19 protein-coding genes and 1 pseudogene are annotated in these 23,796 nt (G+C 65.5%); 9 read left to right on the top strand and 11 right to left on the bottom strand.

What is annotated here, in order from left to right; all coding sequences use genetic code 11:
• The first annotated feature begins 117 nt into the window (after window positions 1-117).
• The 3 genes from G3A44_RS12795 to G3A44_RS12785 are packed head-to-tail and all read left to right on the top strand — an operon-like array spanning window position 118 to window position 1,754.
• Window positions 118-591: an Lrp/AsnC family transcriptional regulator gene (locus G3A44_RS12795; RefSeq protein WP_375138656.1), complete on the top strand. Its 474-nt coding sequence runs from the start codon at window positions 118-120 to the stop codon at window positions 589-591.
• A gap of 42 nt (window positions 592-633) precedes the next feature.
• The gene (locus G3A44_RS12790; protein WP_163457916.1) at window positions 634-1,227 is read left to right on the top strand and encodes a helix-turn-helix domain-containing protein; all 594 of its coding nucleotides are present in this window, start codon (window positions 634-636) and stop codon (window positions 1,225-1,227) included.
• A complete protein-coding gene (locus G3A44_RS12785) occupies window positions 1,224-1,754 on the top strand; it encodes a GNAT family N-acetyltransferase (protein ID WP_163457915.1) in 531 nt (176 codons plus the stop codon). The genes G3A44_RS12790 and G3A44_RS12785 overlap by 4 nt, the downstream gene beginning before the upstream one ends.
• A gap of 29 nt (window positions 1,755-1,783) precedes the next feature.
• Here G3A44_RS12785 and G3A44_RS12780 read toward each other — a convergent pair whose 3' ends face one another.
• The 7 genes from G3A44_RS12780 to G3A44_RS12750 all read right to left on the bottom strand — a co-directional run bounded on the left by G3A44_RS12780 (window position 1,784) and on the right by G3A44_RS12750 (window position 13,715).
• Window positions 1,784-4,840: a type III restriction-modification system endonuclease gene (locus G3A44_RS12780; RefSeq protein ID WP_163457914.1), complete on the bottom strand. Its 3,057-nt coding sequence runs from the start codon at window positions 4,838-4,840 to the stop codon at window positions 1,784-1,786.
• Window positions 4,837-5,913, bottom strand: coding sequence for a PDDEXK nuclease domain-containing protein (locus tag G3A44_RS12775; RefSeq protein ID WP_163457913.1), 1,077 nt, complete (start codon window positions 5,911-5,913; stop codon window positions 4,837-4,839). The genes G3A44_RS12780 and G3A44_RS12775 overlap by 4 nt, the downstream gene beginning before the upstream one ends.
• 11 nt (window positions 5,914-5,924) lie before the next feature.
• Window positions 5,925-7,925, bottom strand: a complete 2,001-nt coding sequence (locus G3A44_RS12770) for a site-specific DNA-methyltransferase (protein ID WP_163457912.1) — start codon at window positions 7,923-7,925, stop codon at window positions 5,925-5,927.
• Window positions 7,926-7,958: 33 nt separating this feature from the next.
• Window positions 7,959-8,645 carry a DUF4391 domain-containing protein gene (locus G3A44_RS12765; RefSeq protein WP_163457911.1) on the bottom strand — a complete coding sequence of 229 codons (687 nt, stop codon included), beginning with the start codon at window positions 8,643-8,645 and terminating at the stop codon, window positions 7,959-7,961.
• Entirely contained in the window at window positions 8,642-11,941 is a 3,300-nt protein-coding gene (locus tag G3A44_RS12760; protein ID WP_163457910.1) for a helicase-related protein, read from the bottom strand. The genes G3A44_RS12765 and G3A44_RS12760 overlap by 4 nt, the downstream gene beginning before the upstream one ends.
• Window positions 11,928-12,137, bottom strand: a complete 210-nt coding sequence (locus G3A44_RS12755; RefSeq protein ID WP_163457909.1) for a hypothetical protein — start codon at window positions 12,135-12,137, stop codon at window positions 11,928-11,930. The genes G3A44_RS12760 and G3A44_RS12755 overlap by 14 nt, the downstream gene beginning before the upstream one ends.
• A gap of 432 nt (window positions 12,138-12,569) precedes the next feature.
• Complete coding sequence (locus G3A44_RS12750; RefSeq protein ID WP_163457908.1) at window positions 12,570-13,715, bottom strand: LacI family DNA-binding transcriptional regulator; 1,146 nt, start codon at window positions 13,713-13,715, stop codon at window positions 12,570-12,572.
• 271 nt (window positions 13,716-13,986) lie between these two features.
• Between G3A44_RS12750 and G3A44_RS12745 the strand changes: the two genes are divergently transcribed.
• The 4 genes and pseudogenes from G3A44_RS12745 to cadR all read left to right on the top strand — a co-directional run bounded on the left by G3A44_RS12745 (window position 13,987) and on the right by cadR (window position 17,697).
• Window positions 13,987-14,916, top strand: a complete 930-nt coding sequence (locus G3A44_RS12745) for a sugar phosphate isomerase/epimerase family protein (protein ID WP_163457907.1) — start codon at window positions 13,987-13,989, stop codon at window positions 14,914-14,916.
• 69 nt (window positions 14,917-14,985) lie between these two features.
• A pseudogene (locus tag G3A44_RS12740) lies at window positions 14,986-16,152 on the top strand (Gfo/Idh/MocA family protein); the annotation flags it as partial.
• Between the two features lie 122 nt (window positions 16,153-16,274).
• Window positions 16,275-17,186: a sugar phosphate isomerase/epimerase family protein gene (locus tag G3A44_RS12735; RefSeq protein ID WP_163457971.1), complete on the top strand. Its 912-nt coding sequence runs from the start codon at window positions 16,275-16,277 to the stop codon at window positions 17,184-17,186.
• A gap of 37 nt (window positions 17,187-17,223) precedes the next feature.
• Window positions 17,224-17,697 (top strand): Cd(II)/Pb(II)-responsive transcriptional regulator, encoded by a 474-nt coding sequence (cadR, locus tag G3A44_RS12730; RefSeq protein ID WP_163457905.1) that lies wholly within the window; start codon window positions 17,224-17,226, stop codon window positions 17,695-17,697.
• 33 nt (window positions 17,698-17,730) lie between these two features.
• Here cadR and G3A44_RS12725 read toward each other — a convergent pair whose 3' ends face one another.
• Genes G3A44_RS12725 through G3A44_RS12710 form a run of 4 tightly spaced genes read right to left on the bottom strand, consistent with a single transcriptional unit; the run spans window position 17,731 to window position 21,534 of the window.
• Window positions 17,731-18,762, bottom strand: a complete 1,032-nt coding sequence (locus tag G3A44_RS12725) for a xylose isomerase (protein WP_163457904.1) — start codon at window positions 18,760-18,762, stop codon at window positions 17,731-17,733.
• Complete coding sequence (locus tag G3A44_RS12720; RefSeq protein WP_239061854.1) at window positions 18,759-20,060, bottom strand: NAD(P)/FAD-dependent oxidoreductase; 1,302 nt, start codon at window positions 20,058-20,060, stop codon at window positions 18,759-18,761. The genes G3A44_RS12725 and G3A44_RS12720 overlap by 4 nt, the downstream gene beginning before the upstream one ends.
• The gene (locus G3A44_RS12715; protein WP_163457903.1) at window positions 20,057-20,380 is read right to left on the bottom strand and encodes a MocE family 2Fe-2S type ferredoxin; all 324 of its coding nucleotides are present in this window, start codon (window positions 20,378-20,380) and stop codon (window positions 20,057-20,059) included. The genes G3A44_RS12720 and G3A44_RS12715 overlap by 4 nt, the downstream gene beginning before the upstream one ends.
• Complete coding sequence (locus tag G3A44_RS12710; protein ID WP_163457902.1) at window positions 20,377-21,534, bottom strand: fatty acid desaturase; 1,158 nt, start codon at window positions 21,532-21,534, stop codon at window positions 20,377-20,379. Before G3A44_RS12710 ends, G3A44_RS12715 begins: the two co-directional genes overlap by 4 nt.
• Window positions 21,535-21,718: 184 nt before the next feature.
• Here G3A44_RS12710 and G3A44_RS12705 point away from each other — a divergent pair, with 184 nt between their 5' ends.
• A complete protein-coding gene (locus G3A44_RS12705; RefSeq protein ID WP_163457901.1) occupies window positions 21,719-22,777 on the top strand; it encodes a LacI family DNA-binding transcriptional regulator in 1,059 nt (352 codons plus the stop codon).
• Window positions 22,778-22,897: 120 nt separating this feature from the next.
• On the top strand, window positions 22,898-23,788 hold the full coding sequence (locus G3A44_RS24095) for a DMT family transporter (RefSeq protein ID WP_163457900.1): 891 nt from the start codon (window positions 22,898-22,900) through the stop codon (window positions 23,786-23,788).
• Window positions 23,789-23,796 lie beyond the last annotated feature (8 nt).

Here is a 23,796-nt window from a genome sequence, read left to right as displayed (position 1 = left end):
GGCCCAAGATGATGAAATCCACCCACACACCACGCCCAAACTGACGGTTCACCACAACCCATGGACCCCATCTCCCGCCTGGATCCCCGACCCGACACCCGACCGACCACCCGACCCGTGGCCCTGGACGCGCTGGACACCGCCCTGCTGGACCTGCTGCAGCGCGACGCCTCCCTGCCCATGCGCGAGCTGGCCGAGCGCGTGGGCAGCTCACCCGCCACCTGCCAGCGCCGCATCGCGCAGTTGCGCTCGCGTGGCGTGCTGCAAAAACAGGTCGCGCTGGTGGACCGCCAACGCGTGGGCCGTTCGCTCACGGTCTTCGTCTCGGTGGAGCTGGACAAGCAGAACGCCGCCCTGCTCACCCAGTTTGAGCAGCGCGTGGCCGCGCTGGACGAGGTGATGGCCTGCTACGAGATCGCCGGCGAGTTCGACTTCCTGCTCATCGTCAGCGCCGAATCCATGGCCCAGTACCACGCCTTCACCCGCGAGGTGTTCTCGTCCATCCACAACGTGCGCAACTTCAAAAGCATGTTCGCCATGAACTGCTCCAAGTTCGAGACCCGGGTGCCGCTGCCGCCGCCGGCGGGCTGAAATTCCTGTTTACTGGATTAAAATTCTAATACACTGGAATTCATGCAGATCGACGCTTTTCTGGCCCAACGCCTGCGCGAGCTGCGCCAGGCCCACGGCCTGACCCTGGAACAGCTGGCCGAGCGCAGCGGCGTCAGCCGCTCAATGATCTCGCTCATCGAGCGCCAGGAGACCAGCCCCACCGCCGCCGTGCTGCACAAGCTGGCCGACGCCTTCGGCCTGCCGCTGCCGGCCTTGTTCACCCCGCCCGCGCCCACGCCCCAACCGGTGGCCCGCCTGGCCGATCAGCCGGTGTGGACCGACCCGGCCTCGGGCTACCAGCGCCGCCAGCTCACCCCCGGCGGGGTGGCCGCGCCGGTGGAGCTGGTGGAGGTGCACTTTCCGGCGGGCCAGTCGGTGGATTTCGACATCCCGGCGCCGCGGGTGGGCATCGAGCAGCAGCTCTGGATGCTGGAAGGCAACATGCTCATCACCCTGGCCGGCGCCGCCGAGCCCCAGCGCTGGCTTCTGGCCAGTGGCGACTGCCTGGCCATGACGCTGGGCGAGCGCATCACCTTCCACAACCCCGGCCCCCGATCGGCCCGCTACCTGCTGGCGCTCACCCGCAGCGCCGCCCCTTCCCGGAGACTGCCATGACCCCGCCCCGCCTGGTGGACTGCACCCACGCCCGTCACGCCCAGGCCATCCTGGACATCCTCAACCACGCCATCGTCCACAGCACCGCGCTGTACGACTACACCCCCCGGCCCCTGGCCAGCATGGAAACCTGGTTCGCCACCAAGGACAAGGGCGGCTTTCCGGTGCTGGGCCTGGAGGACGAAACCGGCCAGCTGCTGGCCTTTGGCAGCTACGGCACCTTCCGCGCCTTTCCGGCCTTCAAGTACACGGTGGAGCACTCGGTCTATGTGCACCCCGACCACCGGGGCCGCGGCCTGGGCCGCCAGATCATGCAGGCCGTGATTGCCGCCGCCCGCCAACGCCAGGTGCACGCCCTGGTGGGCGCCATCGACGCCAGCAACGCCGGCAGCATCGCCCTGCACACCCAGCTGGGCTTCCAGCCCGTGGGGACCCTGCCCCAGGTCGGCTTCAAGTTCGGCCGTTGGCTGGACCTGGCTTTCTACCAGCTGCTGCTGGACACGCCGCAGGATCCGGTGGAGGGGTGAGGCGGGGCCGCGACTCGGGTGGATGCGAACTACTTGACCAATTCCATCAGCTTGCCAAAGCTGTCCACCACGTCGTACTTGACGGCTTCTGGCGCGAACTTCTCGTTGATGTCGTCGAAGAACTTTCGGGCGCACTTGATCTTGGTTTTCTCGATCTCACGTAGTTCCATGCTGGACATCGAGCCCTTTGTCTCGGCCACGAAGTAGACGTGTTTGACCGCGCCTTCCTTGAACGAGATGGCCCAGTCGGGGTTGTAGTCGCCCACTGGCGTAGGGATCAGGAATCCGCGCGGCAGCTTGGCGTAGACCACGACATCGCCGCTGGTGTCCAGCTCCTTCACGAACTGGCGTTCGATGTTGGAGTCGGTCAGCACGTAGTCGTAGATGTGGCGTTTCAGCTTGTCACCGGCCTTGCTGAAGTCCTGCTTGGTCTGGCCGGCCGTGAAGATGTCGAGGTCGAACTTGTCCTCCACCGGGTCATAGGCCAGGTGCTCGATGATGACCGTGGCCTTCTGCTCGTTGATCAAGCGGATGGCTTCGGCGATGAAGCTCTCGGGGTTGGTCTTGAACTGCGCGAAGACCGCGACGTTCATGCCCTTCAGGATTTCAGCAATCGTGCGGCGGGTGAGTTGCGTGCCTTCGGCCAGCTTGCCAATCAGGTCGTACTTGACGGCCGAGTGCACCGACAAGCGGTTGACCTCGGTTTCTGTGGCCTGCAGCTTGAAGGCCTCGCCGGCTTTCATGTCTTCGTAAGTGGCACCTTCAACCTGTTCACCGCGCTGGACCGTGTATTGCAGCGGAGTCACTCGAAGGCCGGCATGCGTGTTGTTCAGCGCCGCCACGGCCTTTTCGATCAGTTCAGCCTCCTCGAAGCTGACGCTGTACGCCGCCTTGCGGTTGATGCGGTTCCACAGGGCCTTGAACTCCTGCTTGTCGAAGTTGGCGTTCAGCGGGTTCTTCTTGGGGCGGCGGTCGTCGCCGATCTCTGGCAACTGGCTGGCACTGAACACGCTGTCGATCAGCTGGTAGACCTGGGCCGCATAGGGCTTCAGTTCAGGCGGAAGCTCGGCTAATGTCTCGGCCTTCTTGGCGTCGTGATAGGCACCAGAGATGCGGTCGGCATCGTCGGTGTAGTCGTTCTTGAGCAGGTACTTGTAGATCTGCTTGGCCAGCTGCGGGGTGACTTCCACGTCGCCGGTGGCCGTCTTAAGCACCTTGCCAGTGAAGAAGGCTTCATCCGCCACCTTCGGACGGGCAGACAGCGATTCGCTGATGTCCCTTTGCAGCGCAGCGACGAAGTCCTTGTAGCTCTCGCTGGCCACCACGGTGAGCACGTTCACGTCATGGACGATGGCCGGATGGTCCATGCGGTCGCCGTGCTGGTTGACGGACAGGCGCAGGCCCCGGCCGACTTCCTGGCGGCGCGAGATGGTGTTGTCGCTGTGCTTGAGCGCACAGATGACGAACACGTTCGGGTTGTCCCAGCCTTCGCGCAGGGCCGAGTGCGAAAAGATGAAGCGCACCGGCTCATCCAACGAAAGCAGGCGTTCCTTGTTCTTCAGGATGAGGTCGTACGCTTCCACATCGTTGGACAGGCCAGCGTTCTCGCCGCGCTTCTCGATGTCCGGGTCAACGTCACGCTTGGTTTTCTTGTCGATGGAGAAGTAGCCGCTGTGGGTCTTATCGGCGGTGATGCCCTTGAGGTACTTGACGTAGGGCGTTTCAATCAGGTCCAGCACCTCGTTGAGGTACGAGTTGTATTCCTCTTCGAAAACCCGGGCGTATTCGCCTCTTTCGTCCGGCTGCGAGTAGTCGCGGTACTTGGCCACTTCGTCGATGAAGAACAGCGTCAGTACCTTCACGCCCTGCTGGAACAGGGCCTGCTCCTTGTCGAAGTGGGCCTTGATCGCCTCGCGAATCTGGATGCGGCGCAGTGCCGCCTCGGTCACATCGCCGATGGCATCACCCACCGTCAACAGCACCCCGTTGGTGAAGCTCAGGGTGTCGGCGTTGGCGTTGATGTCCGACACCACAAAGCCGTCGCGGTACTGGTCCAAGCCGTTGGACAGGTCGTACAGGTTGTCGCCTTTGCACAGCTTTCTGAGCACGCGCTTGATGTTGCCGCCCGCCAGCTTCTGCTCGAACTCAACGCGGGCTTCAGGCGGCTTCTTGCTCGAAATCTCGATGGATTGCAGGTAGAGGTAGCCCGCGGTGCCCGCCAGGCCCTTCACCGCGATGCCGCGCACGGCGATCTTCTTCACCAGCTTCTGGTTGTAGGCGTCCAGCGCGTCCAGGCGGTGAATCTTGTTGTGCGTCGTCTTGTGCGTGGCCGAGTAGCGCAGCACCATCAAGGCCTTGAACTCCTCCAAGGACTTCAATGTCGCCGCGCCTTCCATCTTCTGTGGCTCGTCCAGGATCAGGATGGGCCGGTTCGCGCTGATGACGTCAATCGGGCGTCGCGACTGGAAGTCGTCCAGCACCTCGTAGATGCGGCGGTTGTCGGCACCACGGGCGGCAAAAGCCTGCACGTTGATGACCATCACGTTGATGCCCGCATCCGAAGAAAAGCTCTCCAGGTGGTGCAGCTGCTTGGAGTTGTAGATGAAAAAGCGCGCCTTCTTCTGGTAGGTCTCCAGGAAGTGCTCGGCGGTGATCTCCAGCGATTTGGCCACGCCCTCACGAATGGCGATGCTGGGCACCACGATGATGAACTTGCTCCAACCATAGCGGCGGTTCAGTTCGAAAATCGTCTTGATGTAGCAGTAGGTCTTGCCCGTGCCCGTTTCCATCTCCACGTCGAGGTTGACGCGGGCGACCTTGGTCTTCACCAGCGTTTCAGACATGGGCAGGTTCTGGCCGCGTTGCACCTGCTGGATGTTGTCCAGCAAAGCCAGGTCGGTCAGTGCCAGGTCTGCGTTCTTGAAGCCGGAATCCGAAAACAGGTCTTCCGTGCCCTTCTTGGCTTGGCCGGGGTCGATGCGATAGGTGATGGCCTCCACCGATGCGGGCGGCTGGCCCTTGAAGCAATCCACCACGGCTTGCACGGCAGCAGACTGGTAGGCCTGGGTCTTGAACTTGAGTTTCATGCGTTGTTCCCTGTGGGCGCGTTGTCTGCGTCTTGCACGTCTTGCAGCTCGCGCTCAATGTCTTCTATGCGTGGCAAATCGGTTTGCAAAGCATCCGGCAGCGACTGAACCAGCTGGTACTCCGCCACGCCAATGGGCTTGTTCATGTCGCGCAGCGCGTACTCGGCCACCACCTTGTCGCGGCTCTTGCACAGCAGCAGCCCCAGGCTGGGCTGGTCGGTCGGGTGTTTGAGCTGGCTGTCCACGGCGCTCAGGTAGAAGTTGAGCTTGCCCGCGTGCTCTGGCTGAAACTCCCCCGCCTTCAGCTCCACCACCACATAGCAGCGCAGCTTGAGGTGATAGAAAAGCAGGTCGAGGTAAAAGTCTTTCTCGCCCACTTGCAGGTGCACCTGCCGCCCCACAAAGGCAAAGCCCGCCCCCAGCTCCAACAAGAACTGGGTGACATGTTGAACCAGCGCATCCTCAATCGAGCGCTCAAGCGCCTCGGTGCCCAGGCCCAAAAAGTCCAAGCGATACGGGTCTTTGAGTGATTCGCGGGCCAGGTCGGACTGCGGCTGCGGCAGGCGCAGGCTGAAGTTGCTCACCGCTTGGCCCACGCGCTCATGCAAACGGGTTTCAATCTGCATCACCAACACATTGCGCGACCAGCCGTTTTCAATGGCCTGCTCGGCATACCAGCGCCGTTGGTCGGGGGCTTGCAGCTTGTCCAACAGCGCCAGTTGGTGATACCACGGCAATCGTGCAAGCACCGCTTGCACAAAGTCGGCATCGGGCCAGGCCAGGGCAAACGCCCGCATGTACTTCAGATTACGCGGCGAAAAACCCTGCATGCTTGGAAACGCCTTGCGCAGGTCGTGGGCCAGTTTGTCCACCACCTTGCTGCCCCAGCCCTGTTGGGCTTGGCGCTCCAGAATGCCCTGACCAATCTGCCAGTACAGCAACACCAGTTCTTGGTTCACCGCCAGCGTGGCACGCTGCTGTGATGCGTGAATGCGCTGCTTGAGCTCAGCCAGCCATTCCGTGTATCCGCCAGGGGCCGCTACAAGCGATGCGGGGTGTGATGTATCGCTCATGGCGGCACCCCTCAAATGCACTTCACTTCGGTGGCCGGCGACAGCAGCTTGAATATTTGCTCCACGTTGATCTTGACCGAGCTGTCTTTGAAGCCCGCATCGCGGAACACCACGCGCAGCGGCTGCACCTTGGCCAGCTCTTTCACGAAGGCCTCATCGACGCCGCCGTGGCCGTCGAAGCAGGCGGCAAGTGCATTGCCGTCCACCAGGAACACGTCCTTGCCTTGAATGGCCTGCTTGGCGATGGGCAGCGCAAGGTCGACACCCCAATCGAGCATCACTTGGAACAGCAGGTCTTCGGGCGTGCGGTCGGGCTTGATGTTGTCGACAAACATGTCGAGGTTAGGCTTCTCCAACGCATCGGGCGCGTAGTAGATGTCGGCCATGTTCGACGTGTCAATCTTGAGGACACGAAAACCAATGTCGCGATTCCAAGTCTGCACAGCCTCTTTCTTGAGAATTGCCGCGCCTGCCCGCCGGATGCGTTCCTTCGATATCTCCGAAATGTGCGGTTTCAGTCCGACTTGCGTGCAAAACTGGAATGCCTCTTTTGCATCCTTGCTGTCTTGTCCGATTTCCTCTGGGAATTGCACGCTTATGAATCGGCGATTACTGCCGTCGCGTCGACTTATTTCCATCGTTGCATGCGCCAAAGTGGAAGAGCCTGCAAAAAGATCGAGGCAGATATCTTTCGGCTGCGTCATAAACGATACAAGACGCTCCATCAAAAGAACTGGCTTGGGATTCGAGAAGACCTTCTTCCCTTCCGGGAAAAGCGTCTTCAGGTCGTATGCACCAGATCTCCCGTCAAGGTCGAAAACGCTTGACATCTTGTCCTCGAACTCGAAGGCATACACCTTCAATTCAATCAACTTGCTTTCATCATCTCCAAACAAAATCTTCTTCTCATTGAGAAGGCGCTTCATGGTCGTCTCAGGAAAACGATATCCCATGAGCGGCTGTTTGCATGGCTTCTTGGTTATCGGATGCATCACGTCATACCGATATCCTTCCTTGCCAGGGTTGTGGACGCTGCGGCTGCCTGCATAAACACCTGACCCGTCAATGAACTTGTAATCCGCCAAGGGTCCAAGCTGATCTTTATTTTCCCGAAACCAGTCGGTGTATGCGGCCTGCAGTTGTTCGGCATCATTTGGGTACTTGGCAATGAGTTCATTGCCAACCTTGATGAGAACTTCCTTGACGTCTGAGACAGAACTCTTCCAGACCCCCTCCAAGTCTGTCTTGCTTCTTGCGAAGACGTGAATACTTTCGTGCTCGACAGCGATATTGCTCGGGTTGTTGTCAGTGGCGTTTTTCCAGATCAGTGTTCCGAGATAGTTGGTTTCGCCAAAGACCTCGTAACACAGATGCAATACATTGGCGGATTCTGCATCGTCAATTGAGATCGCAATGACTCCAGCGGGGGCCATGAGATTTCGCGCTACACGCAGCCGTTGATACATCATCCCCAGCCAGTCGGAGTGAAAACGACCATTTGACTCGGTATTGGCGACGAGTCGGTTGCCTTGCTCATCTGTCTGATTGCTTAGAGTCAAATACTCAAACGTATTCCCAATAAAGTCATCCCGATAGACTAAGTTGTTACCTTTCTTGCGGTTATACGGCGGATCCATGTAGATCAGCTTGACCTTGCCGAGATACGTCTCTTGCAGTAGCTTTAGCGCATCGAGATTGTCACCCTCGATGAATAGGTTTTTGGTTCCATCGAAGTCCACGCTCTCATTTCGGTAGGGTCGTAGCGTCTTTGCAATAGGCGCGTTGGACGCAAGCAGCGCCTCACGCTTTCCCGGCCAATTGAGGTGATATCGCTCTTGTGGCCCTTCAACAATCGACTCCGAGAGTTCTTGCCGGAGTTGGTCGAAATCCACCGAAAGTTGGATATACCCACCTTCGCTCCTACCCTCCGTCACGCAACCGGGAAACATTTGGCGCAAGCGGCTGATGTTCTCTTGAGTCAGATTAGGCGAGTGCATATTTAGTTTTTTCATATTCTTTCCTCTGATCGCTGTGTTCGCGCTGCTTCAGCGGCTCAGTTGTTCAAGTTCAGCTTTAAGTTGGCGCAGGATGGAATTGATCTCCACCTTGCGATTGAATTGCTTCTCTTTGGCCAGACTTGCCTCGGTCTTTGCAACCTCTTTGGCCTTCGTCATCGCTGCCTCTGTCCGCGCGATCAAGTCACACAAAGGCTCTTGAGTTCTCGGGGCTATCGGCACAAGTCGGTGCAGCAACTGCTCATAGAGTCCAGCAAGGTCGAGGGCGAGAGGCAGCGGCACACGCTCGGCGGTGGCGGGCATCCATCCTGACTCGAAGTACTCGGAGCAAACCCATTTGATCGCATCGGCTTCGGTGGGCCGCTTGTACGCAGCGACCACTTGTGTCTTGGCCTCGGCTCCTTGGCCCTGCGTGACTTCAAAGATGATGGGAAACTGCACTGCGCCGTCGATGCAAAGGAGCACGTCGTGGTGCAACTCGGGGGTCTTCAGCTGGATGGCGAAGACCTGAATCTCCGGCACACCCGGCTTTGCGGCCAGGTTGATCGTCTCGGGTGCCAGCTTGTAGCGCCAGACGATCTGCTCCACCTGCTCCACGAACAAATCTTTTAAGCGGGTGTTGGCGCCGCTGTGCTCATAAATCTTGTTCTTGGGCAGGACGCGGCCAAACTCCGCTTGCTTGGGGTAGGCGAACAAGGCGCCAGGCAATGAACTCACGCCGCCTCCTGGATCACCAGAAAGGTGATGAGCTCGAAGTCGTCCAAGCCAGAGATGGTGTGGGTCAGTGCCGTGGTCTTGCCGCCGGTGAACAGGCTGTCCAAGTCCTTCTCTTCCTTCACCTCGATCATGGAGCGGATGGCCTTGCCCAGCAGGTCGGAGTAGACCTGCATCTGTCGCCCTTCGGCCGTCTCTTCATTGAAGAGCTGGGTTGCGTTCGGGATCGGCTTGTCTTGGCCCTTGCAGCAGGTGCGAGCCAAGTCCAGCAGGCGCTTCACCTCGGTGTGGTCGTGCACCACATGGCCGGCCCGGTCGATGTAGACGAGGTAATACGGGTGAAGGCGGTTGTGGCTGGGGTTGTGCTGGCTGCCGCTGATGCCCGGGTTGCGGTTGCGCAGCGTGAAGATGACGCCGGGGCGCAGGCCCATGGCGGGCTTGGCGGGCACCACGGCGTGCATGCCGTTGGGCACGTTGCGCAGCTCGCCATGCGCTTTGACGTAGTTGAGCAAGTCCATGCGGAAGTCGTTGAGGCCGAGGTCGGTGATGGACACGCCGGTCTTCAGGTCTTCCAGCTCAATGACTTCTTCTTGCAGGCGGCGCAGCTGCTCCTTGCGGTACGACACGTCGTTGGCTTGAGCGGACAGCACGTTGTCGTCGCCCGTGGCCGTCACGTCCGCAATCATCATGCGGCTCTCCACCCGGTCCTTGAGGTTGATGTACTCGTCGAGGGTGATGTCGGGCCAGTAGTTGACCAGCTGGATGCTGGTGTTGGGCGAACCAATACGGTCCACGCGGCCAAACCGCTGGATGATGCGGACGGGGTTCCAGTGGATGTCGTAGTTGATGAGGTAGTCGCAGTCTTGAAGGTTCTGGCCTTCAGAGATGCAGTCCGTACCGATCAGCAAATCGACCTCGGCGGGCTCGCCGGGCAGCACCACGGCCTTCTCCTTGGAGCGCGGGGAGAACAGCGTCAGCAGCTCCTGGAAGTCGTAGCCCTTTTTCAGCGTGGACTTTGGCGCGCCCTTGCCCGTCACCTTGGCGGTATGCAAACCATGGGCTTCTTGCAGCGCGGGGGCGAGGTTGGCATAGAGGTAGTCCGCCGTGTCCGCAAAGGCGGTGAAGATCAGCACCTTCTTGTTGCCGGGGTTGATCGGGTGGGCGATCTTTTCCAGCAGGTGCGCTTTGAGGTGTCGGAGCTTGGCGTCGTCCTCGGGCGTGATCTTGTTCATCGAGGCCAGCAGGGTGTCGATGAGTTCGAGGTCGCCCTTCAGGTCGTGCTCCCATGAGGGCAGGTCCATGTCGCCGAGGCTGATCTTGACCTTGCCACCGATGTGGCCCGATGCGTCGCCGGTGTCGTCGTCGAGGATCGGCAGTTCGTCGTCTTCGCCTTCGAGGTTGGCCAGAACCTCGGTCAGGTCCCCCACGCTGGCCGACGCGCCTGACTGGTTGAAGGCGGCGATCTTCGCCAGCGTGCCTTGGTGATTGCGACGCAAGGCGTTCAAAGTCAGCCGGAATGATTCGACCGAGCTTTCCAGCCGCTTGAGCAAGTTGACGGTCATCAGGGCCTGGAGGCTCTTCTCGCGGTCGGCTTGCTTGAGGGTGCCTTTGACACCCACATTGGTGTCATAGGCCTCTTCGTACTTCTTGAGCCGGCTGGGCAGGATGTAGCTGATCGGTGCGTACACCGCCAGCTTCAGCAAAGAAAGCTGGGCAAAGATGTCGTTGAAGCCCATCACGTCCGTGCGAGCCGTCAGCGGGCAGTGGTAGGTCAAAGGTTTGCGGCGCTCGGGGAATTGGCCGATGTCCTTGGTGTCGTAGAAGGTCTGGATGTGCTTGCGCGAACGTGCAATGGTTACGCTGTCCAGCAACTCGAAGAAGTCAAAGTCCAGGGAGTCAAGGATGGCGCGTGCGGTGCGCTCCTCGGGTGGCAGCTTGGCCCAGTTGTTGAACGCGGTCTGCGCGCCACGGAAGATTTCTTCGACGCTCTTGCCCGCTTTGAGCTTCTTGCTGAGGATTTCAGAGTCACCCTCGTAGGCCAGCGCCAGCTGATTGCGCAAGTCGGCAAAGCGGTTGTTGACTGGGGTGGCTGACAACATCAGCACCTTGGTCTTCACGCCCTCCTTGATGACCTTGTTCATCAGCTTCTGATAGCGCGTCTCCTTGTCCTTGTAGGCGTCGTTGTTGCGGAAGTTGTGGGACTCGTCGATGACCACAAGGTCAAACCGTCCCCACTCCACGTTCTTCAGGGGCAGGCCGAAAGACTCCCCTCGCGTCCGGCCCAGGTCTGTGTGGCACAGAACGCGGTAGTTGAAGCGGTCGGCTGCAAAGATGTTCGTCTTGAGCGGACTGTTGTAGGTCAGCCAATTGCCCGCCAGCTTCTTGGGGCACAGCACCAAGACAGACTTGTTGCGCAACTCGTAGTACTTGACGACCGCCAGCGCAGTGAAGGTCTTACCCAGGCCCACACTGTCGGCCAGGATGCAGCCCCCGTACGTCTCCAGCTTGTTGATGATGCCGTTGGCCGCATCGCGCTGGTAGTTGAAGAGCTTGCGCCAAACCAGCGTGTCTTGATGCCCGAGACGCTCATTGGGCAACACGTCCTCATCGATCTCGTCCAGGAACTCGTTGAAGATGTTGTAGAGCATCAGGAAGTAGATGCTCTCCGGCGAGTTCTCCTGGTACACCGAGGCGATGTGTTCGCAAATCTGCGCCGTCACATCCTCCAGCTTCTCGGGATCGTTCCAAATCTGGTCGAACAGGCTGAGGTAGGTGGCAGCAAAGGCGGGCTCGTCCATCTTGTTGACGAGGTTGGACACGGCGTTGCCTTGCTGGTAGCCGAGGTCCACCGCCGTGAAGCCGTGGAGCGGCATGTAGGCGGTGTCTGCGCCATTGGCCTGGACCACGGCAAAAGGCTGCATGGGTGCCTTGGTGCGGTTGCTCTTGAACCGGGCCTTGCTGCGCATCCAGTCGGCGCATTCTTTGGCGATGGCACGCTGGGTCAGCTTGTTGCGCAGCTGAATCTCGAACTCGCTGCCGTACAGGCTGCGCTCGCGGTCGAGCTTGGGAATGTGGAATTCCTTGCGCTCTTTGCGAATCTTGTCGGTGACCTCGCTGGCCGTGAAGGTGGGCGAGGTGAAGATGAAGCTGAGGTCGTCGATCTTCTCCAACTCGGCCTTCAAGGCCTCGAAGGCGTACATCGAGAAGCACGAAGCGGCGATCTTCAGCCGCGACTTGGGCTTCAGCGTCGCTTTGAGGTCGTCACCCAGCAACCGGGTGATGTTGTCAATCAATTCCATGATGTTCTTGTCGCTCCCCTGTGTTGTCCTCCGCGCTCTGCGCTTCCTCCAGGCCGTGCTGTTTCGCGTAGGCCAATACGAGCACCTCAACCATGGAAGCGACAGAACGGTGTTCTTTCACCGCAGCGCGCTTCAGCAAAAGTTTGATGTTCGCTGACGTACGGATCGACAAAGTCTCGTCCTTCAGTTGCTTCATGGCCGAGCACCCCATTTGGTCTTGTGCTGCAAATGTACTGCGCCTCTCGGGACTTCCGGCCCCGCTACCGCCCACAGCGCCAGCCCGCAGTGCCCGCAGCAACGCGGTGACAAGCAGCCGGCGTGGAACTGGGGGCTTTGCGGGGCCAGCCAGGCACGGCCGCAGCGGGGGCAGGGCCAATGCAGCAGACGCCAAACGCTGCGACCCCAGCCCAGGGCCCACAGCAACACGGCCAGCAGCAACTGAACGGCGGGCGCTAGGGGCAACACCGCCAAGGCGCCCACGGCCTTGAGCCCCGCCATGCCGGCAATGGTGAGTGGGAGGCCCAGCAGCAGGCCGGCCATGGCGCGGCGCTGCAGGCGGCGATAGGGCTGCCAGGGGTCCGCCGGTCTGGCGTCGCGCGGGGGTGTAGGCCTGAGTGCTGTCATGCGCTCACACGCTCTCGGGCGTCCACGTCTCCAGCGGCAAGATGAGCCGCAGCGGGCGGTGGCTGGGGCCGGTGGCCGATTCGGCGCTGGCCAGGGCGTCCACCATGCCGCGCACCAGGCCCTGGGCCAGTTGGGGGCGGGGCATAGAGAGCACGGCGTGCAGGGCCCCGGTCTGCAGGCCGGCCAGGGTGTCGGGGGTGAGGTCGTGGGCCACGCCAATGAGCGGTTCGGTCTGCTCGGCCAGCAGGCCCTCGGCGCGGGCGGCGGGCAAGGCGCGCAGCACGCCTTCAATGCCGCCGCCGTCCACATAAAAACCGCGCAGGTCGGGGTGGCGCAGCAGCAGGGATCGCATGGCTTCTTCGGCCATCGTGGGGCTGTCCAGCGTCATCACCGGCTCCAGCACCTCAAAGCCGGGGGCGTGCTCGCGCATGTAGGAGCGAAAGCTCATTTCACTGAGCTCTTGGCACTGAAACCGGTGCGTGCCCACAAAAATGGCCACCGGCCCCGGGGTGCGCGCCAGGCCGGCGATGAACCACGCGGCGCTGCGGCCCACCTTGCGTGAATCGGGCCCCACAAAGCCGGCGCACAGCGGGCTGCTCAGCTCAGAAACCAGCGCAAACACCGGCACGCCGCGCGCCTGCAGGCTGGCCATGGCGGCGTGCACCCGGGGGTGGTCGGCCGCCACCACGGCCAGGGCGTCCACCTCGGCGCCCAAGGCCAGCATGCGCTCGGCCACGGCCTCGGCCGAGAGGTCGTCCAGGTAGGCGATGTGGGCTTGGCCGCGGATGTCGGGGGCCTGCTCCACGGCGTCGGTCAGGGCCCGGCCCAGGGCCCGGTAGAAGCCCGAGGCCGGGCGCTGCAGCAAAAAGCCCAAACGCCGGCGCGGCCGCTGCTGGTTCACCCGCTGGGCAATCACCCCGCTGGCGCGAAAACCCAGGCGCTCGGCCGCAGCGCGCACCCGCTCGGCCGTGTCACCTCGCACCGGGGCGCGGGCATTGAGCAGGCGGTCCACGGTGGACAGGCTCACGCCGGCGGCCTGGGCAATGTCTTCCAGTGTGGCGCGGCCCAGGCGGCGGCGGGTGGGGGCGCCGTCAGCCGGTTCAGCCAGTTCGGCGGCGGCGTCAACCGACGCGGTGTCGAGGGGATCCATCGGCAAATCGGGGCACATGGCGGGCAGGGGTGGAGGGTGAGTGATCGGCAGCGATGGCTGGGGCCAACGGGGCATGGGTGCCACCGGGCACCACGGCAGCGCGCGGGAGAACCCGGGCCCGAGCCTGTCAACCCTTCATGGCGGTTTGACAGCTTATGACAGGTTTCAAGTGAGCCATGACATGAAAGCCATTTTTCATTTTTAGCATGGCGGCCAGCCACTCCGCAGCGTTGCGGGGTGAGGCCTCCCTTCTGACCTGTCAACACACACCATGACCCAACGCATCACAAGCGCCCCCTGCTGCTGGGGGGTGGACGACGTGCGCAACCCCCACCTGCCCCCCTGGACCAAGGTGCTGGACGAAGCCGCCGCCGCGGGCTACGCCGGGCTGGAGCTGGGCCCCTGGGGCTACCTGCCCCAGGACCCCACCCGCCTGGGCGCCGAGTTGCGCCAGCGTGGCCTGCACATCGTGGCCGGCACGATCTTTGACGATCTGGTGAGCCCCGAGAACTTGGAGAAGCTGCGGACCCAGGCCGACCAGATCTGCGCCTTGCTCAAGCAGCTGCCCGCCCCGCCGGCCGATGCGGGCAAGGCCCACCCGGCGCCCTATCTGGTGCTGATCGACTGGGGCAGCCTGGCGCGTGACCTGGCCGCCGGCCGCAGTGCCCAGGCGCCGCGACTGGCTGAAGCCGACTGGCGCCGCATGGTGGAACACATCCGCACCTTGGCCCGGCTGGCGCGCGACCGCCACGGCGTGCGCGCCGTCATCCACCCGCATGCCGGGGGCTTCATCGAGTTTGACGACGAGATTCGCCGGCTGGTGGCCGAGGTGCCGCACGACGAGGCCGGCCTGTGCCTGGACACCGGCCACCTGTTCTATTCCGGCATGAACCCTCAGGCCTGGCTGCGCGAGCACGCCGCCCGGCTGGACTATGTGCACTTCAAGGATGTGAACGCCGAGCGCCTGGCGCGGATCCTGGCGGGCGAGCCGGTGCGCTTTTTTGATGCCTGTGCCCAGGGGGTGATGTGCCCCATGGGCCAGGGCGCGCTGGATTACCCCGCCATCCGCCAGACGCTGCTGGACATCGGCTACCAAGGCGCCATCACCGTGGAGCAAGAACGCGACCCGCGCCACGCCGACACCAGCCTGCGCGATGTGCGCGCCAGCCGCGAGTACCTGCGCGGCATCGGGTTTGCGTGACCCCTTTGCCCCGCATTGCATTGCGCCGCCCTCCACGCGGCCACCCCACACACCACGGAGACAAGACACATGATCAACGGTGAACAAGAACTGGCCGCCCCGCTGCGCTGGGGCATGGTAGGCGGTGGCAAGAGCAGCCAGATTGGCTACATCCACCGCTCGGCCGCCCTGCGCGACGGCCATTTCGCCCTGCAGGCCGGCGCCTTTGACCTGGACCCGGCCGCCGGCCGCGCCTTTGGCACCCGCCTGGGCCTGGCGCCCGAGCGCTGCTACGCCACCTATGCCGAGATGTTCGCCGCCGAGGCGCAGCGTCCCGATGGCATTCAGGCCGTCTCGGTGGCCACGCCCAATGGCACGCACTACGCCATCTGCAGGGCCGCCTTGCTGGCCGGCCTGCATGTGGTGTGCGAGAAGCCCCTGTGCTTCACCACCGCCCAGGCGCTGGAGCTGCAAGCCTTGAGCGAGCAGCAGCGCAAGGTGCTGGGCGTGACCTACGGCTACGCCGGCCACCAGCTGATTGAAGAGGCGCGTGAGCTGATTGCTGCCGGCGCGCTGGGCGAGATCCGCATCGTGCAGATGCAGTTTGCCCACGGCTTTCACAGCGCGGCGGCCGAGGCCGACAACCCCGCCACCCGCTGGCGGGTGGACCCGGCCATGGCCGGCCCCAGCTACGTGCTGGGCGACGTGGGCACGCACCCGCTGTACCTGTCTGAGGTGATGCTGCCGGAGCTGAAGATTGAATCCCTGCTGTGCACGCGCCAGAGTTTTGTGGCCAGCCGCGCGCCGCTGGAAGACAACGCCTTCACCCTGATGAAGTACCACGGCGGCGCGGTGGGCACGGTGTGGTCCAGCGCGGTCAACGCGGGCTCCATGCACGGGCAGAAGATCCGTGTGATCGGCAGCCGGGCCAGCCTGGAATGGTGGGACGAGCAGCCCAACCAGCTGCGCCTGGAGGTGCAGGGCGAGCCGGTGCGCATCTTGGAGCGCGGCATGGGCTACCTGCACCCGGCGGCGCTGGCCGATGACCGCATTGGCGGCGGTCACCCCGAAGGCCTGTTCGAGGCCTGGAGCAATCTCTACCGCCGTTTTGCCCTGGCCATGGACGCCACCGACCGGGGCGACACCGCCCGCTTGGCCCGCCTGCGCTACCCCGACGTGCACGCCGGCGTGCAGGGGGTGCGCTGGGTGGAGCACTGCGTGCGTTCCGCCGACCAGGGCGGCGTGTGGGTGCGATATGACGACCCCCAAACCTGCCGCCCTTCGGACGTCAGGCCCCCCGAGGGGGTCAAGAAAGCTCGGGGCGGCCCTGCGCTTTCTTGAGACCGTGAACTTTGGACTGAGGAGCAAGCACCATGAGCATGCAGATCGCGCTGGATCCCTACATGATCCGCCACCTGAGCCTGAGCGAACTGCCCGGCGCGGTGGCCGAGCTGGGCTATGACCAGATCGAACTCTCGCCCCGCAGCGACTTTCTGGACTGGTGGGTCATGCCCCGCGCCACCGCACCGCGCATGGCCGCCTTCAAGGCCGCCATGCGCTCAGCCGGCGTGGGCCTGGCCAGCCTGCAGCCCATGTACCGCTGGGCCAGCCCGTTTGAAGACGAGCGCCAGTGGGCCGTGCGCTGCTGGAAGAAGGCCATTGAAGTGGCGGTGGAGATGGACTGCCGCCTCATGGTCAGCGAATTCGGCCGCGGTGCCTCGCCCGAGCGCAGCGTGGCCGCCACCGCCGGCACCGCCTTGAACCTCAACACCAAGGAAGCCTGCGAAGCCGCCTGGTTCCGCTCCATGGACGAGTTGCTGCCGATCTTGGAGCGCGAAGGCATCACGCTGAGCGTGGAGCCGCACCCCGAAGACTGGATCGAGACCTACCAGCCCGCCTGCGACATCGTGCGCAACCTCGGCTCCCAGGCCCTGAAGCTCAGTTTCATCGCCCCGCACACCTTCTATTACGGAGAAGATGTGGCCGCGATGGTGCGCGAAGCCGGCGACTTGCTGGCCCATGTGCGCGTGGCCGACACCTTCAACCACAAGAAGAGCAGCCAGCTGCGCTACATCGTCAACCCGCCTGGCAGCAGCCAGGTCCGCGTGCACCAGCACCTGGACATCGGCCAGGGTGAGGTGGACTTCGAGACCCTGTTCAAGACCCTGGGTGAGGTGGGCTTTGACGGCTTGATCTCGGCCTGCGTCTTCGCCTGGGAAGACCGCGCGGCGGATTCCAGCCGCTTCATGCGCGATCAGCTCCAGGCGCTGGTGAACCGCCACCTGGGCTGACGCCCGACCTGCGGCCCCCAGGCCGCAGAATCGGGGCATGAAGATTGGAGATTTGGCCCAGCGTACCGGCACCCCGGTGGAAACCATCCGCTACTACGAGCGCCAGGGCCTGCTGCCCGCGCCGCCGCGCACCGGCAGCAATTACCGCCTGTACGGTGAGGCGCATGCCGAGCGCCTGGCCTTTGTCCGCCGGGGGCGGGCGCTGGGCATGAACCTGGACGAGATCCGCCAGCTGCTGCAACTGAAGGATCAACCCCAGGCCGACTGCGCCGAGGTCAACACCCTGCTGGACGCGCACATCGGCCATGTGGCGCGGCGCATTGCCGAGCTGCAGGCGCTGGAAGCCCAGTTGCTGGCCCTGCGCCAGGCCTGCGCCGCCGCCCATGGCGATGTGGCCCACTGCGGCATCCTGGAGCGGCTGAGCCACGGCGCCCCCGGCGCCGCCGAATCGCCCTGCCCGCCCCCGGGCGGCCCGGCCGCCGACGGCTTGCACCGGGGCGGGCCGGACTGACCGGACCGACCGCACCGAGCGGCGCGGCGCGCCTCAATGCAACGCGGCCCAGTGCTGCCGCAGCCAATGGGCGCAGGCGATGTTCTGACCCATGATGTCGTAGCGGGCGCCGCCGCCGTAGTCGGGGAAGGGGATGAACTCGCAGGAGATCTGTTGCGGGGCGCGGTGGGGCTCGGTGCGCATCCAGTGCAGCAGGTCGCGCACGGCCTGCTTCCAGGGTTCCAGCCGCTGGGCCTGCCAGTCGGTGTGGAAGCTGCCGGGCGGCGGCTCGATGAAGGGGTACTGGATGGCGCGGCCGGGCACGCCCGGGGCACGCTGCTGCACCGGGTTGCACGCCACGCCGGGGGCCACGCTGCGGGCGTGGGCGTGCACCACCCAGCCCTCACGCAGCAAGTCGCGGTAGAGGGTGGCTGCCCCGTCGGGCGCCAGCAGGGCGTGGCCGCCGTCGGGCGCGTCGGCCAGGCCGCTGGCGGCCAGTTCGGCCGCCTGGCCCAGCTTGAAGATCAGGTGCGAGTGGTCCAGCGTCAGGCGCAGGGGCAGGTGGCGCTGCGCCAGCCGCTCGCCCACAGCGGCCACGCGGCGGAAGCGCTCGTTCCACATGTCCACATGCACCTCCAGGCTGGGCAGGCAGCCGGCGCGGGTGCCGTGGTCCAGCGCGTCCAGGTAGAAGGCCATCAGCTCCTCGTCGCTCAGGGTGTGGCCATCGGCATGGCGGGCAAAGACCTGCATGTTGAACAGGCGCGCGCCCAGACGACCGGCCAGGGCGATGCCCCAACGCATGAACACCTCATCACGCCCCACGCAGAAGATGCCGCCCATCACGCCCAGGGGCAGGCCATGCTGCTCGGCCAGCGCGGGATAGGGGCTGAAGTCCTCGCGCGGGTCGAGGTTCTTCTCCACATAGTCAAAGGCGCCGCTGCGGGCAACCCAGGCCAAGCGCTCGCCGGCGGTGGGGGTGGGCAGGCCGTCGTGCCGCAGCACGCCGTCGAGGTTGATGCCCACGGGCAGGGGGCGGGGGGTGGCCGGGGTGGCTGGGGGCGTGGAGGATGGGGTGGCGGGCGTCATGCCAGGCTCTTGAGCTTGAGGGTGGGGTCGGCCAGGGCCTCGGGCGGGGGCTGGCGGCGGCGCTCCACCAACAGGCGGGCGAGCTTGAACTCCTTGGCCAAATCGGCCACGGGGCCAAAGCCGCTGGCGCCCACCAGCTGGCCGGCGGCATTGAGGTGGAAGTCGATCTGCGCGCCCAGCGGGTCGGCCAGCGGGTCAGCACCGCGCAGCAGGCGGCGCACGGTGCGCACACCCAAGGCCGGCTCGCCGGCCACCTGCACCTGGTGGCCGTACTGGTCTGACCAGAACCCGGCCGGCTGCTCATAACGCAGGCCCTGGCCCAGCAGGTTGGCCGCCGCCACACGGGCCTGGGTGTCGGCGTTCAGCCAGGTCTCCTGGCGGATGAGCGCGCCGCTCAAGGGGCTGGGGAACTCGGCCACATCGCCGGCGGCGTAGATGCCGGGGGCACTGGTCTGCAACTGGGCATCCACCTGAATGCCGCCGCCGGGTCCCAGGGTCAGGCCGGCCTGCTGGGCCAGCTCGGTGGCCGGGGTGATGCCAATGCCCACCACCACCGCATCAGCCAGCAGGGCCTCGCCTTCAGGCAGCGTCACCCGGGTGCGGCCGTCAGGCTGGCGGGCAAAGGCCAGCGGCGGGCAGCCCAGGCGCAGGTCCACGCCATGGCGGCGGTGCAGTGCGGCCACCTGATCGGCCATGGCCGCCGGCAGGCTGCGGCCCAGCAGGCGCGGGGCGCCTTCGAGCAGCGTCACCTCGGCGCCCAGGGCGCGGGCGGTGGCGGCCACCTCCAGGCCAATGAAACCACCGCCCACCACCACCAGGCGCAGCGGCCCGGCGCCGGCCGGGCGCGGTGCCCGCAGCCGTTGCGCCAAGGCCGTGGCGTCGTCCAAGGTGCGCAGGCTCAGCAGGCCGGCGGCGTCGGCCCCGGGCACGTCCAGGCGGCGCGGGTGGCCGCCGGTGGCCAGCAGCAGGCCGGCAAAACGGATGCGGCGGCGCACCCGTTGCGGGCCGCCCACCACCAGCACCTCGCGCCGGGCCAGGTCCAGGCCCTCGGCCCAGGCTTCCAGGGCCTGGATGCCTTCGGCCGCTTCAACAGCCGGCGGGCGCAGGGCACAGTCGGCGGCGGTTTGCTGGCCGGCCAGCAGGCCCTTGGACAGCGGCGGGCGCTCGTAGGGCGGATGGGCCTCGGCCCCGATGCGCACGATGGGGCCGGTCCAGCCGCCTTCACGCAGGGCCTGGGCGGCGCGGCCACCCACATGGCCGCCGCCCACGATCACCATGGCGGGGGGCGGCAGGTTCATGCGGGCTCCGTGTGGATCTGGATGAACACGCGGCCACCGTCGGCCTTGGCGGGGTAGGTGCGCAGGTTCACGCACACCGGCGCGCCCAGCGCACGGCCGGTGCGGATGTCAAAGCGGCCGTTGTGCTTGGGGCATTCGATGACGTGGTCCATCACCAGGCCGTCGCACAGGGCCACGCGCTCGTGGGTGCACAGGCCGTCGGTGGCATAGACCTGGCCGTCCACCCGGTACAGGGCGTAGGCGTGGCCTTGGTGCTCAAAGGGGCGGACGTCCTCGTCGTCGATGTCGTCCAGGGCGCAGGCGTCGATCCAGCGGCTCATGGTTGGGCTCCAGGGGTCAAGGGGGAGGGGGTGGCGGGATGGGGCAGCACGGTGGCCCCGGGGGGTGCGGGGGGTGCGGCCGCCGCAACACCGGCCGCATCAGGCAGCGGCCGCCGCACGGCCCAGTGCGGGTCCTGCCGCTGGCGCCACAGGGCGGGCAGGATCTCGGCATAGGCGGCGGCCAGGCTGGGGTAAGGCGGCGGGCAGTCGGCGCGGATGGCGGCATGCAGCGCCGGCAGGGCGTGGTACGGCACCATGGGCACCATGTGGTGCTCCACGTGGTAGTTCATGTTCCAGTACAGAAAGCGGAACACCGGGTTCATCACCACCGTGCGGCAGTTCAGGCGGTGGTCCAGCACGTTCTCGGGCAGGCCGGCGTGCTGGGTCAGACCAAAGAAGGTGTGCACCCAGGCCCCCACAAAGGCGGGCAGGCCCACGAAGAACAGCGGCAGCGCACTGCCTTGCCCCACCGCCAGGGCCACCACGGCCGCATACACCGCCACCCAGGCGCGGGCCTCGCGCACCATGCGCGGCCATTCGCTCTCGGGCACGTAGCTCTTCTCCTGCGGGCTGATGCGGCCCAGGGCATTGGCCAGCACGCGGGCGTATTCCCCCGGGGCGTAGCGCAGGGCAAAGACGTTGAGCAGCAAGGTGCCCAGCGGCAGCGGCAGCACGGCGTTGACCTCGGGGTCGCGGCCGGTGACCAGGGTGTCGCTGTGGTGGCGGGCGTGGCTCCAGCGCCAGCGGGTGGGCCGGCGCAGGGCCATGAAGCTGGCCAGCTGGTAGAGCGCGTCGTTCATCCAGCGGGTCTTGAAGGCGGTGCCGTGGCTGCTTTCATGCCAGCGCGAGTCGGCCGCGCCGGTGAACAGCGTGGCGTAGACCAAGAAGGCCAGGGCGAACCACGGGCCGCCCCAGGTGGCGGCCATGGCCACGCCGGCTGCCCCCACCAGGGCCAGCCACAGGGCGGTGTCGCGCAGGGCCGGGCCGTCTTGGCGCTGCATCAAGGCCTTGAGCTGCGCGCGCGGCACGGGGCTTTGGTACCAGCGGGCGCCCACCAACCCAGCGGCCTGGGCCTGAGGGCCCCAGCCGGTGAGCAGGTCGTATTCGCCGCGGCTTTCGCGCGGGGGCTGCGGCGGCGGGGACAGGTCGGGCATGGGGTGTCTCCTGATTCGTTCTGGGTGAAGGAATGGGAGCGGATGCTAGGAACCACGTTCAAGATGGACAATGGAAGTCCATCATTTGCCATCAAAGGCGATCAAACACCATGGCGATGAATCCATCATTTACATCATGGCTGGCATGCCACCACGGGAAATCCCGCAGCGGAGGGCACCAGCCGTGAGCCGCCGCCCCACCCTGGCCGACGTGGCGCAGGCCGCGGGCGTGGGCAGCGCCACGGTGGACCGCGTGCTCAACAGCCGCTTGCCGGTGCGTGAGGGCACCGCCCTGCGGGTGATCGAGGCGGCCGAACGGCTGGGCTACCACGGCGCCTCGCTCATGCGCGCGCGGCTGCAGGAGCGGGGCGAGCGCCAGATCCGGACCCTGGGTTTTCTGCTGCTGCGCTGCCACGAGGCCTTCTACCGGGCCTTTGGCCAGCAACTCAGCGCCGCCGCCCAGGCCCAGGGGCGTGACGTTTGCCTGGCCGTGATCGACTATGTGGACGACCTGGACCCTGCCGCCGTGGCCACCCGCATGCGCAGCCTGGGCCAGGAGGTGGACGCCCTGGGCGTGGTGGCCATGGACCATCCGCATGTGAGCGCGGCGGTGGCCGAGCTGCACGAGGCCGGCAAGCCGGTGTGGGCGCTGCTCTCAGACCTGAGCGCGCCGCTGCGCGCCGGCTATGTGGGCATGGACCCGCGCCGCTGCGGCCGCCAAGCCGCCTGGGCGGTGAGCCGGCTGGCCCGCCGGCCCGGCCCGGTGTGCGTGGCCGTGGGCAGCCACCGCTACCTGGGGCATGAGGCCTGCGAGATGAGTTTTCGGGCCTACCTGCGTGAACATGCGCCCGGCTTTACCGTGCTGGACACGCTGGTGAACCTGGAGGACCCGCAGGTGGCGCACGAGATGACGCTGAACCTGCTGCAGCGCCACCCCGATCTGGTGGGGCTGTACGACGCCGGCGGCGGTGGCATGGCCGGCACCCTGCGCGCGCTGCGGACCGAGCGCCCGCCCGGCCACCCCGGCGGCCATGTGGTGGTGGTGGCCAACGGCCTGACCGCCGACCACCGCACCGCCCTGGCCGATGGCGTGGTGGACGTGGTGCTGGACACCCCGCCCGCCCAGATCGCCGCCCAGGTGGTCCAGGCCATGATGGCATGCCTGAGCCAGCCCGCGGCCGAGCGCGCCTGCGCCGCCCAGTGGATCCTGCCGCTGCACCTGACCACGGCCGAGAACCTGTAGCGCGCGCCGCGCATGTCCGACCCCACGCAGGGGGCCTGGGGCGCGGTTATGCTGGCGTTTTCCCTGACTTCAGCCCCGTGCCGGTCCTCCCCCGGCCCTGCGCACGGCGGCCCTCCCCCCGTGAGATCCCCTTCCCTGCTGGCCCGCCACGATGGCGAGCTGACCCTGTTGCTCGTGTCCTGGCTGGCGGCGGCCGGGTGGGTCTTCTCCTTCGAGGCGCTGCGCTGGCTGCCGCCTCTGGGGTTCATGGGCATGCGTTTTCTGGGCGCGGCACTGCTGCTTGGGCTGTGGGGCGGCCCGGCCCTGCTGGCCATGGCGCGCGAAGGGCGCAGCGGCCCCGCCCTGCGCACCGGCGGCGTGTTCGCCCTGGCCATGGTGAGCTGGGTGCTGGGCCTGGCCCATGCCGAGCACCTGGGCGTGGGCGCCTTCTTGTGCGCCCTGGGGGTGGTGTTCGCGCCCCTCACCGGGCGCTGGGTGCTGGGCGTGCCCCTGGCCCCGGCCACCTGGTGGGGCATGGGCCTGGCGGCCTTGGGCCTGGTCTGCCTGATGGGCCATGCCGGCGGCGGGCTGTCCCTCTCAGACGGGCTGTTCCTGGCCACCGCCGCCCTGGGCTCGCTGCAATTCACGCTCAACAGCCGCTACGCCAGCCGCCAAGACCCGCTGCCCCTGACCGCGGTGCAGATGGCGGTGGCTGGCGCGGTGTGCACCGGCCTGTCCATGGCGCTGGAAGACTGGCCTGCCCAGCTGCCGGCCAGCGCCTGGGGCTGGTTGCTGGCCAGCGCCCTGCTGTCCACCACGCTGCGCTTTTACCTGCAGGTGCGCGGCCAGGGCCGCACCAGCCTGAGCCATGCCGCGCTCATCCTGTCGCTGGAGCCGGTGTGGGCCACGCTGATGGTGCTGGTCTGGAAGCACGAGCAGCTCGGCCCCTGGCAGTGGGCCGGCTGCGGGCTGATCCTGCTGGCCCTGCTGGTGGGCCGCTGGCCCCTGTGGCGCCGCCGCACCGGGGACTGAACAGGCCA

The organism is Ideonella livida (assembly GCF_010499455.1).
GTDB lineage: Bacteria > Pseudomonadota > Gammaproteobacteria > Burkholderiales > Burkholderiaceae_C > Ideonella > Ideonella livida.
The sequence above is the reverse complement of the archived record's forward strand: the minus strand, read 5'-3'. Positions and strand labels throughout refer to the sequence as shown.

Coding starts and splice junctions, on each gene's coding strand:
- G3A44_RS12750 (WP_163457908.1), bottom strand. CDS start 13,715: ATGGATCCCCTCGACACCGCGTCGGTTGACGCCGCCGCCGAACTGGCT.
- G3A44_RS12745 (WP_163457907.1), top strand. CDS start 13,987: ATGACCCAACGCATCACAAGCGCCCCCTGCTGCTGGGGGGTGGACGAC.
- G3A44_RS12790 (WP_163457916.1), top strand. CDS start 634: ATGCAGATCGACGCTTTTCTGGCCCAACGCCTGCGCGAGCTGCGCCAG.
- G3A44_RS12780 (WP_163457914.1), bottom strand. CDS start 4,840: ATGAAACTCAAGTTCAAGACCCAGGCCTACCAGTCTGCTGCCGTGCAA.
- G3A44_RS12725 (WP_163457904.1), bottom strand. CDS start 18,762: ATGACGCCCGCCACCCCATCCTCCACGCCCCCAGCCACCCCGGCCACC.
- G3A44_RS12710 (WP_163457902.1), bottom strand. CDS start 21,534: ATGCCCGACCTGTCCCCGCCGCCGCAGCCCCCGCGCGAAAGCCGCGGC.
- cadR (WP_163457905.1), top strand. CDS start 17,224: ATGAAGATTGGAGATTTGGCCCAGCGTACCGGCACCCCGGTGGAAACC.
- G3A44_RS12785 (WP_163457915.1), top strand. CDS start 1,224: ATGACCCCGCCCCGCCTGGTGGACTGCACCCACGCCCGTCACGCCCAG.
- G3A44_RS12715 (WP_163457903.1), bottom strand. CDS start 20,380: ATGAGCCGCTGGATCGACGCCTGCGCCCTGGACGACATCGACGACGAG.
- G3A44_RS12720 (WP_239061854.1), bottom strand. CDS start 20,060: ATGAACCTGCCGCCCCCCGCCATGGTGATCGTGGGCGGCGGCCATGTG.
- G3A44_RS12760 (WP_163457910.1), bottom strand. CDS start 11,941: ATGGAATTGATTGACAACATCACCCGGTTGCTGGGTGACGACCTCAAA.
- G3A44_RS12775 (WP_163457913.1), bottom strand. CDS start 5,913: ATGAGCGATACATCACACCCCGCATCGCTTGTAGCGGCCCCTGGCGGA.
- G3A44_RS12755 (WP_163457909.1), bottom strand. CDS start 12,137: ATGAAGCAACTGAAGGACGAGACTTTGTCGATCCGTACGTCAGCGAAC.
- G3A44_RS12770 (WP_163457912.1), bottom strand. CDS start 7,925: ATGAAAAAACTAAATATGCACTCGCCTAATCTGACTCAAGAGAACATC.
- G3A44_RS12735 (WP_163457971.1), top strand. CDS start 16,275: ATGCAGATCGCGCTGGATCCCTACATGATCCGCCACCTGAGCCTGAGC.